Origin of the sequence: Plantibacter sp. VKM Ac-2880, from assembly GCF_015351235.1 — a bacterium.
GTDB lineage: Bacteria > Actinomycetota > Actinomycetes > Actinomycetales > Microbacteriaceae > Plantibacter.
This window is the reverse complement of sequence record NZ_JADKSJ010000001.1, coordinates 648,451-661,963: the sequence shown is the minus strand read 5'-3', so window position 1 is coordinate 661,963 and position 13,513 is coordinate 648,451. Positions and strand designations below refer to the sequence as shown.

Sequence of the window (13,513 nt, the reverse complement as noted above, 5' to 3'; positions counted from 1 at the left end):
GGCCCACGCACCCACCCAAGCCGATTCCCCGAACCAACCACCCCGGTCCCTGAGCCTGTCGAAGGGCCCGCGCAACCACGCCAGCCGATCACGCAAGCCAACCACCCCGGTCCCTGAGCCTGTCGAAGGGCACCACGCACCCACCCAAGCCGATCCCGCAAACCAACCACCCCGGTCCCTGAGCCTGTCGAAGGGCCCACGGATGCACCCCGCCCTTCGACAAGCTCAGAGACCCAGGATCGCCCGACGCATCACGGAACCGTCCGTGGTTTCGCGGCCGATGACCGGGCCGACGATGGCCCGGGAGCCGTCGTCGAACTCGAGCCCGTAGCGTCCTGGCAGGCCGGTGGCCGCGTTCCGATCGAGGCGCACGGTGATCGGAGACGAGCTCGGCAGCAGGTCGCTGTAATGCACCCGTCCTGCGGAGATGACGCGGCGGGCCACCATGGCGCTCGCCACCCCGAATCCCGCGGCGGCCGCGGTCGCGAGGCCGGCCAGGACGATACCCGCGGTGCGCTGCACGTCGCCTCCTCAGTCCCGTCCCACGCGGGGAACGGTGAACCAGCCTAGCTTCGTGCGCCCCATTGACCGAGCCGATCCCGCTCGCCGACCCGGCGCGGTTCAGTTCCGGTCCCTGAGCTTGTCGAAGGGCGCACGAGAACACCCCGCCCGTCGACAACCCCCAGGGGCCGAACGGGGGCCCGCCGGTTCATGTACGATTACTGAGGACGCTCCGGCGCCACGCGGATGTAGTTCAATGGTAGAACTTCAGCTTCCCAAGCTGATAGCGCGGGTTCGATTCCCGTCATCCGCTCCAAACTACCTGGTCAGGCCGGCGATCTCGTCGCTGAGGCCGATCAGGTACTGCTCTCTCGACGCCCACGGTCATGCGCAGCATCTGTCGCCCATCGCGCGCCCTCGATCTATGATCGACAGTCATGGACCTGAACCGCTCACTGCTCGTGTACGACGGCGACTGCGCCTTCTGCACCACCTGGGTGGAGCGACTCAAGAAGGTCTTGGATGTCTTCCCGGAGGCACAGCCGTGGCAGTGGCTCGACCTGGACGAGGTCGGCCTCACGAACAGCGATGTCACGACCGCCGCCTGGTTCCTGTCGGGCGAGCAGCGGCACCGCGGGCACGCCGCCTTCGCCGCACTGTTGCGCATGCAGCCGGCGTTCGGCTGGCGGTTCCTCGGCAACCTGCTGGTCACACCGCCGTTCTCGTGGGCGGCGCGAGTCGGCTACTTCCTCATCGCCCGCTACCGGCATCGTCTCCCCGGCGGCACGCCCGCCTGCGCACTGCCCCGGCCGACGAGCTAGGCGCCCGGCGGAGCGCTCGTCCAGTGTCGGTCAGCCCGCTCGCCGGCGGCGATGCCCACCTGGACCCCGCCGGCTCAAGCGACCACCACAAACGACAGCACCAACGTCCAGACGCTCAACACGGCGAGGATGCCGACGCTGTAGACGATGGAAGCGCGCAGGATCTCGCTCTCACGACCGGACAAGCCGACCGCACCCGCGGCGATGGCGATCGACTGCGGGGAGATGACCTTGGCTGCGGCACCCCCGGCCGTGTTCGCCGCCACCAGGAGCGTCGCGTCGACGGCGATGCGTCCGGCTGTCGTCGCCTGGAGCTGGGCGAACAAGGTGTTGTTGTTGACGACGGAACCGGTGAGGAAGACGCCGACCCACCCGATGACGGGAGCCAGCAAGGGGAAGAGCGCCCCCGCCCCGGCGAGAGCGGTGCCGATGCTGGCCGAGCCGCCCGACAGGTTCGCGATCTGCGCGAGGACGAGGATCGCGGCGATGAGGATCAACGCCCGCCAGAGGTCCGCAAGGGTGGAGCGGAGTTCCGCCCAGACGACCGCCGCGGTCAGCGACCGTGTGGTCAGGGCGGTGACGATCACCGCGAGGAGGATCGCCGTACCGGTGGCTCCGAGTGGGGACCAGCTCCACACGGTCTGGACCACCGTCCCTCCCGCGGTCGTGATCCGTCCCGTCACCTCCGGGATAGGCACGTCGACCACCGACCACGCCAACCCGCCCCCGGGTGCGAACAGGGCCTTGAACGCCGGTGTGCTCCACACGAACACGAGCACCGTCAGGACGTAGAACGGACTCCACGCCTCAAGGACCTCCCGAGGGGTGTGACGATCCATCTCGACGACCGCGGCGCCGTCCTCACGGAACACGCGGCGCGGCGACCAGACGAACCGCAGCGCGGCGAGGGTGAGCATGCCGAGGAGCCCCGGCAGGATCGCCGCGAGTTCCGGGCCCAAGAAGAGGAGGACGGCGGCCTGGCTGCCACTGAAGACCACGCTGACGGCGAGGGTCGCAGGCCAGGTCTCGCGGAGTCCGCGGAACCCGTCCAGGATCACGACCAGGAGGAACGGGATCAAGAACGTCACCGGCTGCAGGATGAAGGTGAGATCGCGGGAGAGGTCCATGACGTCGACGCCGCCGACCTGAGCACCCACGATGACGGGGATGCCCACCGCGCCGTACGCGCCCGCCGCGAAGTTCGCGACGAGGCTGACCATCGCCGCTCGGACCGGCCGGAACCCCAGCTGGACGAGCATCGCGGCGCAGATCGCGATGGGGACCCCGAAGCCGGCGACACCCTCGAGGAACGCTCCGAAACAGAGACTGATGAGGAGCACCTGGATGCGCTGATCGGGCGAGATCAGCGCGATCGACGAGCGGATGACCGTGAACTTCCCGCTCGCGACCGCCATGCGGTACAACCACACCGACATGACGATGATGTACGCGATCGGCCAGACGGCGTTCAGCACGCCGAGGAGTCCGGCACCCGCGGCCGAGGGAGCGGGCATACCGAACACGCCGATGGCGACGACGAGCTCGGCGGCGAGCGCGACGCCTGCCGCCTGGAGCCCCGTCAGCTTGAAGACGACGAGGCAGAGCAGGAAGATCACGATGGGGACGGCGGCGACGAGGGCGGACAGCCACGGCGCACCGAGCGGGTCGAGGCCTTGGAGCCAGGTGTCCTGAGGTGACATGGTCGTCACCGGTCCAGTCCGGCGATGACCGACGACAACGCTTCTGCGGAGCGCCCGAGCAGCGTCAGTTCCGAGTCGGAGAAGGGGGTGTTCCTCACGGGTTCGGCGCCGGTGGCGCCCACGATCGACGGCACCGACAGCGCGACACCGTCGATCCCGTGGAAGTCCGTCAACACGGTGCTCACCGGCAGCACCGCTCGTTCGTCCTGCAGGACGGCCTCGACGATCCGGGCACTGGAGAGACCGATCGCGTGGTTGGTGGCACCCTTGCCCTTGATCACCCGGTACGCGGCGTCGCGCACGTCGATGGCGATCCGGTCAAGTTCCTCCACCGTCATCCTCGGGCATGTGTCGGTCTCCCATTCGAGGATCGGCACCGGCCCGATCATCGCCTCCGACCAGAGCGGGAACTCCGTGTCGCCGTGTTCTCCGACGATGTTGGCGTGCACGCTGCTCGTCGACACGCCTGCGCGCTGCGCGAGCTTCCACCTCAGACGCGACGTGTCGAGCACGGTGCCCGAGGAGAAGATCCGATGGTGCGGCAGGCCGGACGCCTCGGCGGCGATGACGGTGAGCACATCGCATGGATTGGTGACGAGCATGAACACCGCGTCGGGCGCGACGTCGAGCAGGCCGGGCATCATGCCCTCGATGATCCCCGCGTTCACGTCGGCGAGTTCGGTGCGCGACTGCCCGGGACGCTGCTTGGCCCCGGCGGTGATGACCACGACGTGCGAGCCCTCAGCGACGGCGAGGTCCGAGCCGCCGGTGATCTCACTCGCGCCGACGAACTGGGTGCCGTGCGCCAGGTCCAGCACCTCGGCTTCGACCTTGTCCGTCGCGATGTCGTAGAGCGCGACGTGCCGTGCGGATCCTCGGATCAAGGCCGCGTAGGCGACGCTCGCGCCGACGCTTCCGGCGCCGACGACGGTCAGTTTGCTGTTCTCTCGGGTGGCCATGTTCATTCCTGTCGTTGCGCTGGTGGAGGGACGGATGTCAGGGCAGGACCATGACGGGGACGTTCGCGTTGATGAGCACCTCGTGCAGGGTGCCCCCGACTCCGGGCGCGGCGTTGCGACGGGAACGACCCATGACGAGGAGCGCACGATCCCGTGCGAGGTTGAGCATCGCCTCAGCGGGTCGCCGGTTGGCCAGGTGGCGGCTGATCTGGAGCCCGGGTGCCACTGCTCGAGCCGCCTCGAACGCCTCACGCAGGACAGCCTCGCCCAGCTGCCGTCGCTCGGACGTGGCGTCGACGGCGATGGCATGGACGAGGGCGACGGCGCACTGTCGAGCCACGGCCTCCTCGGCACCGGCGCGGGCCAGACGCGAGGACTCCGGCGTCCCGTCGATCGCCACGAGGACGCCGGCTCGGAATCGGAGATCCGCTGCGGGGACGACCGTGAGCGGACCGGGTACGAGGGCGGCGAGCTGAACACTGCGAGCGCCGAAGAGTCGTCCGTGCGCGTATCCCGTCTTGTCCGACCCGATCACGACGAGGTCGCCGGGTCGAGCGGCGGCCGCCAGCGATGCAGCGACCGGCCCGGTGATGAGCCGGGTTGTGACGGTGATTCCGGGGTGCTGCTGCGTCAAGAGCGCGACCGTCTCCGACAACAACTGTGCACGTGCGTGGTCGCTGTCGCTCGCGCTGGTGCCACTCATGGTTCCGGCGTCGTCGTCGACGACCCCCACCAGGTGCAGGTCACGGTGGTTCCGCGCTGCCCAGGTGACGGCCCAGTCGAGCGCCGCGACCCCTGCCGAGGATCCGTCGAACCCGACGACGCATCGACCGCGTCCTTCGCTCGGCGGTCCGCTCACCGTCATCTGTGCCCGCTGCGGCAGCGTCATTGCCTCTTCCACAGTCGTTCTCCCCTCGTTCTGACGGTGCTGGTAGATTCAACTCTTCAGCGACGCGAGCGCCTGCCATAGGGCCGGAAGTCCCATCGGATCGAACCCTTCCCAAGGAGCCCTGTGCGCACGGACCCATCCATCGGCTTTCCGGAGCTGCCGAGGTCGGAACTCGAGAAGGCCATCGACGAGCTGGTCCAGAAGGCGCAGAGCGTGCTCCAGACGCAGGGGCGGCTCCGCGACCTCCTCTCGGCCACACGCGCGATCTCCGAAGACCTCGATGTGGAGGTCGTGTTGCGGCGCATCACGCAAGCGGCCGTCGATCTCGCCGGCGCACGGTTCGGTGCTCTCGGGGTCATCGGGCCGGATGGGATGCTCGAACAGTTCATCCACGTCGGCATCGACCCGGAGGCGGCACGGTCGATCGGTCATCTCCCCCGCGGGCTCGGTGTCCTGGGCGCGCTCATCGACGACCCGAGCCCGGTGCGTCTCGACCACCTCGCCGACCACGACCGGTTCGTCGGCTTCCCCGACGGGCACCCCCCGATGGAGAGTTTCCTGGGTGTGCCGATCCAGGTCCGAGGACAGGTGTTCGGCAATCTCTACCTCACCGAGCGGGCGGACGGCCCGTTCAGCGCTGAGGACGAGGAGCTCCTGCAGGCCTTGGCCGGCGCTGCAGGCGTCGCGATCGACAACGCGCGGCTGTTCGGCGAATCGCAACGCCGACAGCGCTGGGCGCTCGCTTCGGCCGAAGTGTCCTCCGCGCTCCTCGATCAGGACGGTGCGGACCCGCTCGGGTTGATCGCCGCCTCCGTCATACGCCTGACCGGGGCCGCCGTGGTGGCGCTGGTCGCCCGCACCGACTCCGACGCGTTCGCCACCGACATGGCGTGGGGTGACGACGCGGAGGCGTACCTCGGACGCGTCTTCAGTGCCGCATCGACACCGGCAGCACAGGTCATCGCCTCGGGGAACCCGGCCCTGTCCCTCGGCCTTCCCCGTCCCGGGTCACCAGACCAGAGCGACTTCACCGGCAGTGCCATGATCGTGCCCCTGGCCCGGCCAGGCGGTGCCGACTCCGTCCTCCTCGTGGCCCGCCCCACCGGTTCTGCGCGGTTCGTCGAGCTGGACCTCGACATGATCACGGACTTCGCCGCACAAGCGAGTGTCGCTCTGGAGCTCCGAAGCGCCCGTGAGTCACGGGAACGCGTCACGCTCCTGGAGGATCGGGAGCGGATCGCCCGCGACCTGCACGACAACGTCATCCAACGGTTGTTCGGGGCCGGCCTGGCGCTCAACGGCTTGGACCTGCACGCCCTCCCGACGTCGGCGCGCGCTCGCGTGGACGGGATCTCCGACCTCCTCGACGAGGCGATCTCCGAGATACGGACCTCCGTGTTCGCCCTCCGATCGACACGTCGACCGGAAGCCGTCGCGCGTCACCGTCTCCTCGATGTCGTCGGTGAAGCGGCCGGTTCCTTCCCGACGTCGCCGCGCATCATCTTCGACGGGGAGGTGGACCTCCTGGTGTCGGGCGTGCTGCTCGACGACGTCGAGGCGGTCGTCCGCGAGGGGTTGTCGAACGCCGCTCGTCACGCTCAGGCGACCTCGGTCGCCGTCTCGATCATGATCGAACCGAGTGCGACGCGATCGGCGAGCTCGTCCGTCCTCGTGGTGCGCGTCACCGATGACGGGCTCGGGCTCGGCGACGACGGTCCTCGCGCGGCGAGCGGTATCGCCAATCTCGCCGCGAGGGCGGCCTCGCACGGCGGATCGAGCGACCTGACCCCCGGCGCCGAGCGCGGCAGCGTCCTGATCTGGCGAGCGCCGCTCCCTGAACCCTCGAAGGAATCCTCCCGATGATCCGTGTCTTCCTCCTCGACGACCACGAGCTGGTGCGACGGGGCGTCATCGACGTCATCGAACGCGAACCGGACCTGACGGTGGTCGGAGAAGCCGGCACGGTCCACGACGCGGTCTCCCGGGTCGACGCGACGACCCCCGACGTGGTGGTGCTCGATGTGCGGCTTCCGGACGGATCGGGGGTGGACGCCTGCCGCGACATCCGCTCGGCTCATCCGGAACTCCCCTGCATCATGCTCACCGCGTTCGACGACGACGACGCCCAGCAGGCCGCCGTGCTCGCGGGAGCGCAGGGGTGGCTCTTGAAGGACATCCGCGGCGCCGGTCTCGTGAGCGCCATCCGCCAGGTGAGCGCCGGCGCCCAGCTCATGGACGCGGAACTCGTGCTTCGTGCACGCAGACGACTGCTCGATCACCCCGCGACCGACGAGGCGCGTCTCACGTTGCGCGAGAGTCAGGTGCTGTCGCGCATCACCGAAGGCATGACGAACCGGCAGATCGGGGTGGATCTCGGTCTCGCCGAGAAGACGGTGAAGAACTACGTGTCGGGGTTGCTCGGCAAGATCGGTGTGGAGCGGCGGACTCAGGCTGCGGTGTACGGGCTCACGCACACCAATCGTCCGAGGCCCTGAGGTGGGCGGCCTCGAAGGGTAAGCGCGGTCACGGAGCTGAACGGCGGCCGATCTCCGGCGGAGGACCGTCTGGCGCCGCGGCCCCGTCGATCTTGCCGTCGCGGTGTCGGTCGAGCGTGCCCTTGCGTGCGAGTCGCTCGCGGGTGGCGTGGCACAGCTGCTGCCATCGTGCGGTGTCCACCGTTCGTACCGTCATGCGTTCCTCGATCTGTCGTCGTGTCCTCTCAGGCAACCGCGCGCGGACCTGCCGCGGTAGGGCCGTTCGACCCTCCGCCCCGTCGAACAGCGTCCGAAAACCCATGGGACTTTCGGCCCTCACCTCGCGAACGACGAGCGACGACGATGGTCTTCGAAGGCGCCGCCCCTCCCCCGTCCGCGCAGAACGAACAGGAAGCACACACCATGAGCACCACGACCACCAACAGCGCTGCAGCCACCACGCTCACGTCCCGCACTCGCCTGCTCGCCCGGTGGGCTGGAATCCTCGCCATCGTCGCCGGAATCGTCATGATCGTCGCAGGCGGCGTGGTGTGGGGCGTCGTCAGTTCACAGCTCGCCGACCAGCACATCACGGTGAGCGAGGACGCAGCGTTCCTCGCCAACGCACCGGTGACGGGCCCGTTCAGCGCGTTGGCGCAGGCTGACGCGATCAACATGCACGCCACCGCGATGGCGGACGGCAAGACGTACGCACAGCTCGAGAAGGACGACCCGATCCGAGCGACCGTGATGGACGCCTCGTTCCTCCGCGCTTCGCTCTTCACCTCGGTCGTGTCGTTCGGCGTCGCCGTCTTCGCCATCGGGGTCGGCATCATCCTCGCCCTCCTGGGCTGGGCCACGACGGCACTCAGCCGTGCCGTCCAGGTGGCGGCACCGCAGACGAACCTCTGAGGCCTGTCCCCTCGTCAGTCGTGGCGGAGCCAGTCGTGGCGGAGCGCGGCACCCTCGACGGGTGTCGCGTTCCGCTGTCCTGTTCCGATGCCCTGGCGGATGCGGTCGGGGCGCCGTAGGAGGCCTGGTCCCGCGGACCGCCACGGGCACGCGCCCGGTAACTTGGACATCATGGTTGAGATCTCCGACTTCGTCACGCACGGCCCCGTCCCGGAAGAGCTCATCGAGGAGTATCGGGGCCGCGTCCCGGAGGAACTCGTCGAGGTGTGGGAACGCTACGGGTACGGCACCTTCGGTCACGGCTTCCTGCGCGTCATCGACCCGAGGCGCTACGAGGATCAGGTCGGCGACTGCATCGGTAAGACGCAGGGTGACGGCATCGCCATCCCGATCATGGTCACCGGTCTCGGCGACCTCATCACCTGGGAGCCGAGCATCGGTGTCGTCGGCATCCTCTTCCGCGAGGGGAGAACGGTGGGACTGAACACCTCCGTCGACAACTTCCTCTTCATGGTGGATCTCGACGGCCCCGACGAGCTGTCCGACACCCTGCACTGGGACATCTTCCCGGAGGCGGTCGCGACGCACGGTGACCTCCCCTACGAGCAGTCGTTCGTCTTCGAGCCACTGCTCTCGTTGGGCGGCACGGCCACGGTCGAGAACCTGCGCAAGCGCGAGACCATCGCCTCCATCCAGGTCGCCGTCGACCTCCAGGGCGTCATCGGCCACTGACGAACAGCCGAACGCTCCGCTTGCCCCGGATCGTCACCACTCGTGTGCCTGGTCCACCGCACCTCGCGATGACATCATCGACCCATGAGCACTCCGTCGATCACCCGCGAAACGCTGGCCACCGTGGAGCTGGAGGGTGCGCCGTCCTTCGCCTCCGTCGAGGTGCGCCGCATCACCATCCCCGCGGACGTCCACCCCGGCGCGCACTGGCACAACGGGCCCGTCTTCGGCGTGGTCGAATCGGGTTCCGTGTTCTTCCAAGTGGGCTCCGGAGAGCAGACCGTCCTGCGCGCCGGCGACACCTTCCACGAACCGGCGAACGAGACGATCACCCGCTTCGACGCGACCGACGAGGGCGTCACCTTCCTCGCCTGGTTCCCGGTGCCAGCCGGCATCGAACCGGAGCTCACCATGGGCGAGCCGCCCACCGCGGGCTCCTCGTCCTGACAGCGAGGAAGACGACCGTCAATCGACGGGCGACACGCGGATCACGTTCCCGTCAGGATCCGTCACGACGAACGTCCGGCCGAAGACGTCGTCGTACGGCGGTTCGACGACCGTGACGCCCTTGGCCGTCCACTCCTCGAACAGCTGGTCGACGGCGGACCCCGAGCCGGGGACCATGAGCCCCACTTCGGACGTGCGCGGCGTGCCGGGTACCGCGTGCTCGTTGCGACCCGTCCAGAGCGCGAACAGGACACCCGGAGCCACTGGGAACGCCACGTACCGCGGGCTCGTGAAGACCGGCTCGATCTCGAACAGTTCGCTGTAGAAGGCGGTGGCGGCTCGGGCGTCCTGAACCTGGATCAGAAAGAGGTTCGGTGCAGACATGGAGATCTCCTATCGGTGTGTATCGAGGTGTTCCCAGCCAATCGGCGAATCACGACAGGGCCTGTCAGGTTTCACGAGAACATTGATCCTATGAAGGCCGCCCGACTCCTGAGCCTCCTGCTCCTCCTCCAGACCCGGCAGCGCATGACCACCGTCGAGCTGGCCGAGCGGCTGGAGGTCTCCACGCGGACGATCCTCCGCGACGTCGAAGCCCTCTCGACCGCGGGCGTGCCCGTGTACGCCGAACGCGGCAGATACGGCGGCATCGTGCTCCTTCCCGGCGCTCGGCTGAACGCATCACATCTGGATCCCGCCGAGATGGATTCGCTGGCGGTCGCCGGGCTCGACGACACGCAGCGCGAACAGCTGGGGATCGCGGCCGCTCACGACATGGCCCTGCGGAAGATCGCCGCCCGCCGCACCGGGGACGAAGGCGCGAACCTGGCCGAGCTCGTCATCGTCGAGAACTCGGGGTGGCTCGCCGCCGAGACTCGAGAGCCGGACGTCGCGGATCTGGCGATGACCTTGCGCTCCCGCCCACGGCTTCGGATCCACTACCGCCGAAGCGGTGCCGAACACGCCACCACCCGCGATGTCGACCCCTATGGGCTGGTGTCGAAGTCCGGCCGCTGGTACCTCGTCGCCGATGACGACCGGACGCCGAAGCTCTTCGCGCTCGATCGCCTCGAACGGTACGAGGCACTCCACGGACGGGCAGTGACGCCCGACGGACAAGACCTGCGCTCGGTCTGGACCCGACTCCGCGAGCGCACGGAAGCCCCAGGGCAGGTCGTGGTGACCATCCGACTCCGAGCAAGCCGACTCGACCTCGCCGCACGCATCCTGGGAAGTCGACTACACCCAGCCGGACCGGTCGACGGCGACGGCTGGCAGACCCTGACCGTCACCTATCCCGAGGTCGAAGCCGTGCGTCAGCTGCTGCAATTCGGGGATCACATCGACGTGCTCGCCCCGGCAGCCGCCCGTCGACGCATCGCGGAACTCGCGGCAGACCTCGCCCGCCGGCACGACGACGGACCCGCTTCGAGTCCGGCAGGAGCGCACGAACCGACGCCGCAGTGAGACGCCGGTGCCCGATCGCGTCCGAGGACCGAGAGAATCAGACATGCACACCCGACGGAACCGCCGGAGCGTCCTCGTCGCGCTGACGGTCGCGGCGCTCGCGGTCCCCCTCCTCGTGTCCACCCCCGCGAACGCCGCCGCGGGGCTGCCGATCGAGGGATACCTCATGACGGGGTCAGGCGCGCAGCACCTCGCCCCGAGTGCCGCAGCCCTCTCGCTCGTCGGGATCGACGGCGTCAACCTGTCCTCCAACGGCGCGAAGGTCACAGCGACCCCGAGGGAAGCCGCGGCCATGGTCACCGAGGCGAAGCGGCACGGCCTGAAGACCGAACTCCTCTTCGGCAACTTCGACGCATCCGCGGGCGACTTCTCCCCCGCCGTCGCCACCAAGCTCCTCAGCAGCATGGCGAACCGGAAAGCCGTCATCGCGTCGCTCGTGTCCAGGGTCGAGCGGGGCGGGTTCGACGGCGTGCAGGTCGACCTCGAATCGCTCGACCACACGCACACGGCCGGTCTCACGAGCTTCATGACGGAACTGCGTGCCGCGCTCCCGGCCACGTCGACCATCTCGATGGCCCTCATGGCGACCGACACCGCAGCGGGCTACGCGGACGAGGGCTACGAGCTGAGCGCCCTGAACGCCTCCGTCGGGCGATTCGTCCTCATGGCCTACGACCAGCACGGCCCCACCTGGACCAAGGCAGGCCCCATCGGTGGTGCCCCCTGGGTGAAGAGCGTCCTCACCGCGTTCATCGCGACCGGGGTCCCGAAAGACAAGATCGACCTCGGTGTCGCCGAGTACGCGTACACCTGGCCGGGAGACGGCACCGACGGTGTGCAGCTGACCGTCGCCCAAGCCCGCGCCAAGGCCGGGAAGCGTGCGACGTTCGACGCGAAGCAGCAGGAGTGGACCGCGAAGCTCGCCGACGGCACGGTCATCTGGTGGTCCGACGCCAAGACCCTCGGCCTGCGGAAGGCCCTCGCGACACAGCAGGGCGTGCACGGTCTCGCCGTGTGGGAGCTGAGCCTCGGCGACCCGATCAGCTGACCCGTGGGCGGGCGGCATCAGGGCGACGAACGCGATGACGCTCCCTCCCCCGGAAACGTTGCTGGCGCGCCAGCTCCAGCTGAGGCCACCCGCGTCATCACCGCTCGCGGAGACCAGGCTCAGACCATGCGGCGCATCATCCGTTCGGCGATCCGCAGACCGAACCGCTTCGACAAGACGCGCGAGGACACCAGGGCGAGGATGCTGTTCGCGGCACCGTCGACCACCGACGGTGCCGCCCCGCGCATCGCGCGCCACGCGGTGTCGACGACCTGCTCGGGCGTGCGCTTGTTGGTCGAGGGATTGGACCCCATGCCGGTGTCGGTGTCGCCTGGGGAGACCGCGAAGATCCGGAGCCCGAACGGCCGATTCTCCTCGGACAGCGCCTCGGAGAGGTTGATCACGTAGGACTTCGTCGCGGAGTACGCGGCGAAGTGCGGCATCGCTTGATAGCCGGCCGCACTGCCGATGTTGATGATCGTGCCCGTGCGCTGCGCCCGCATGCGGACGACCGCCGCACGGTTCAGGAGCGTGAGCGCCGTCACGTTCAGCGCCACCAGGTCGCGAAGGTCACGCTCTGCAGTGTCCGAGAGATCCCCCTCGGGCGCGATTCCGGCTGAGTTGACGAGGTGGTCGACGCGCACGAGGCCATCGCTCAGCTCCGCGACCAGCGCATCGACGTCGGCAGTGCGGGTCAGGTCGGCGACGTGCACCTGCGCGACGATCTGGTGGGCCGAGGCGAGCTCGTCCGCCAGGGTCCGCAACGCCTGGCCGGAGCGGGCGACCAGGACGAGGTCGAACCCTTCGGCGGCATACCTGCGTGCGAATTGCGCGCCGATGCCGGAACTGGCCCCGGTGATGACGGCCACGGGGCGAGAGGAGTGAGGCACGATGGGCCTTTCAGTCAGAAACGGATAACCTATCCGCACGGATACTCTATCCGCACCAGACGGTGGTCCGGGTACGCTGTGACGATGGCTACCCCTCGGCGAGACGTTGCTCGGACACGGCTGCACATCCTCGAGGCGGCTCGCTCCCTGGTCGCCGCAGGGGAGACGCCCGCCCTCAACACGGTCGCCCACGCGGCCGACGTCGGTGTCGGGACGGTCTATCGCCACTTCGCGACGGTCGCCGAACTCGAAGAGGCACTGGTCTGGGACCGGTTCGACGCCCTTGCGACGATCCTCCACCAGGCCGGTCCGGAGCACCTCGATCGGGCGCTCTCCGCGCATTTCCGCCTCCTCGTGGAAGACCCCCTGTTCGAGAAGGTCGTCTCGAGACGGGAGACGGCACTGGAACGGACGACGCAGTTGCAGACGGCGTTGATCGAGGACCTCGGGACGCTGATGCAGCGCGCCGCCGCGCTCGGTCACCTGCGGCCGGACGTCGGCCCGGGCCAGGTGCTGCTGCTCCTGTGCGGCATCGCCCACGCCGCTCGTATGGCCCGAATGACGAGCGACGACCCCGACAGTTCGGTGATGTTGCAGATCGTGCTCGAGGGCCTCCGCCCTGACCTGGCCGTGACAGGACACCCCGCCGCCTGACCCCACGAGGACAGGGCGT

The 13,513-nt window shown here is 68.8% G+C and carries 16 protein-coding genes and 1 tRNA gene; 10 read left to right on the top strand and 7 right to left on the bottom strand.

Going from position 1 to position 13,513, the window contains the following annotated elements; translation table 11 throughout:
• Positions 1-225: 225 nt before the first annotated feature.
• Complete coding sequence (locus ITJ57_RS03245; protein WP_194668823.1) at positions 226-522, bottom strand: hypothetical protein; 297 nt, start codon at positions 520-522, stop codon at positions 226-228.
• 221 nt (positions 523-743) lie between these two features.
• Here ITJ57_RS03245 and ITJ57_RS03240 point away from each other — a divergent pair.
• Positions 744-817, top strand: a tRNA-Gly gene (locus ITJ57_RS03240).
• 121 nt (positions 818-938) lie between these two features.
• Entirely contained in the window at positions 939-1,322 is a 384-nt protein-coding gene (locus tag ITJ57_RS03235) for a thiol-disulfide oxidoreductase DCC family protein (protein ID WP_194668822.1), read from the top strand.
• A gap of 74 nt (positions 1,323-1,396) precedes the next feature.
• Here the strand turns inward: ITJ57_RS03235 and ITJ57_RS03230 are convergent, their stop codons facing one another.
• From ITJ57_RS03230 to ITJ57_RS03220, 3 genes are read right to left on the bottom strand one after another with little or no spacing between them, the layout of a single operon-like run.
• The gene (locus ITJ57_RS03230; protein ID WP_194670279.1) at positions 1,397-3,022 is read right to left on the bottom strand and encodes an L-lactate permease; all 1,626 of its coding nucleotides are present in this window, start codon (positions 3,020-3,022) and stop codon (positions 1,397-1,399) included.
• Between the two features lie 5 nt (positions 3,023-3,027).
• Entirely contained in the window at positions 3,028-3,981 is a 954-nt protein-coding gene (locus tag ITJ57_RS03225) for an L-lactate dehydrogenase (protein ID WP_194668821.1), read from the bottom strand.
• A gap of 37 nt (positions 3,982-4,018) precedes the next feature.
• Positions 4,019-4,870, bottom strand: a complete 852-nt coding sequence (locus ITJ57_RS03220) for a universal stress protein (RefSeq protein WP_194668820.1) — start codon at positions 4,868-4,870, stop codon at positions 4,019-4,021.
• Between the two features lie 123 nt (positions 4,871-4,993).
• Between ITJ57_RS03220 and ITJ57_RS03215 the strand changes: the two genes are divergently transcribed.
• The gene (locus ITJ57_RS03215) at positions 4,994-6,733 is read left to right on the top strand and encodes a GAF domain-containing protein (RefSeq protein WP_194668819.1); all 1,740 of its coding nucleotides are present in this window, start codon (positions 4,994-4,996) and stop codon (positions 6,731-6,733) included.
• On the top strand, positions 6,730-7,365 hold the full coding sequence (locus tag ITJ57_RS03210) for a response regulator transcription factor (RefSeq protein WP_194668818.1): 636 nt from the start codon (positions 6,730-6,732) through the stop codon (positions 7,363-7,365). The genes ITJ57_RS03215 and ITJ57_RS03210 overlap by 4 nt, the downstream gene beginning before the upstream one ends.
• A 28-nt stretch (positions 7,366-7,393) precedes the next feature.
• On the opposite strand, the gene ITJ57_RS03205 is transcribed toward ITJ57_RS03210, so the two are convergent.
• Positions 7,394-7,561, bottom strand: coding sequence for a hypothetical protein (locus ITJ57_RS03205; protein ID WP_194668817.1), 168 nt, complete (start codon positions 7,559-7,561; stop codon positions 7,394-7,396).
• Positions 7,562-7,767: 206 nt separating this feature from the next.
• Here ITJ57_RS03205 and ITJ57_RS03200 point away from each other — a divergent pair, with 206 nt between their 5' ends.
• The 3 genes from ITJ57_RS03200 (at position 7,768) to ITJ57_RS03190 (ending at position 9,435) form a co-directional block, all read left to right on the top strand.
• Positions 7,768-8,256: an aromatic ring-opening dioxygenase LigA gene (locus ITJ57_RS03200; protein ID WP_194668816.1), complete on the top strand. Its 489-nt coding sequence runs from the start codon at positions 7,768-7,770 to the stop codon at positions 8,254-8,256.
• Between the two features lie 171 nt (positions 8,257-8,427).
• Positions 8,428-8,988 carry a GAD-like domain-containing protein gene (locus ITJ57_RS03195; RefSeq protein WP_194668815.1) on the top strand — a complete coding sequence of 187 codons (561 nt, stop codon included), beginning with the start codon at positions 8,428-8,430 and terminating at the stop codon, positions 8,986-8,988.
• Positions 8,989-9,072: 84 nt separating this feature from the next.
• Positions 9,073-9,435, top strand: coding sequence for a cupin domain-containing protein (locus tag ITJ57_RS03190; protein ID WP_194668814.1), 363 nt, complete (start codon positions 9,073-9,075; stop codon positions 9,433-9,435).
• An 18-nt stretch (positions 9,436-9,453) separates the two neighbouring features.
• Here ITJ57_RS03190 and ITJ57_RS03185 read toward each other — a convergent pair whose 3' ends face one another.
• Entirely contained in the window at positions 9,454-9,819 is a 366-nt protein-coding gene (locus tag ITJ57_RS03185; protein WP_194668813.1) for a VOC family protein, read from the bottom strand.
• A gap of 90 nt (positions 9,820-9,909) precedes the next feature.
• Here ITJ57_RS03185 and ITJ57_RS03180 point away from each other — a divergent pair, with 90 nt between their 5' ends.
• Both ITJ57_RS03180 and ITJ57_RS03175 read left to right on the top strand, forming a co-directional pair.
• Positions 9,910-10,902, top strand: a complete 993-nt coding sequence (locus ITJ57_RS03180; RefSeq protein WP_194668812.1) for a YafY family protein — start codon at positions 9,910-9,912, stop codon at positions 10,900-10,902.
• Between the two features lie 43 nt (positions 10,903-10,945).
• The gene (locus ITJ57_RS03175) at positions 10,946-11,950 is read left to right on the top strand and encodes a glycosyl hydrolase family 18 protein (RefSeq protein WP_194668811.1); all 1,005 of its coding nucleotides are present in this window, start codon (positions 10,946-10,948) and stop codon (positions 11,948-11,950) included.
• 119 nt (positions 11,951-12,069) lie between these two features.
• On the opposite strand, the gene ITJ57_RS03170 is transcribed toward ITJ57_RS03175, so the two are convergent.
• Positions 12,070-12,819: an SDR family NAD(P)-dependent oxidoreductase gene (locus ITJ57_RS03170; RefSeq protein WP_194668810.1), complete on the bottom strand. Its 750-nt coding sequence runs from the start codon at positions 12,817-12,819 to the stop codon at positions 12,070-12,072.
• A 105-nt stretch (positions 12,820-12,924) separates the two neighbouring features.
• Between ITJ57_RS03170 and ITJ57_RS03165 the strand changes: the two genes are divergently transcribed.
• The gene (locus ITJ57_RS03165; protein ID WP_194668809.1) at positions 12,925-13,494 is read left to right on the top strand and encodes a TetR/AcrR family transcriptional regulator; all 570 of its coding nucleotides are present in this window, start codon (positions 12,925-12,927) and stop codon (positions 13,492-13,494) included.
• Positions 13,495-13,513: the final 19 nt, after the last annotated feature.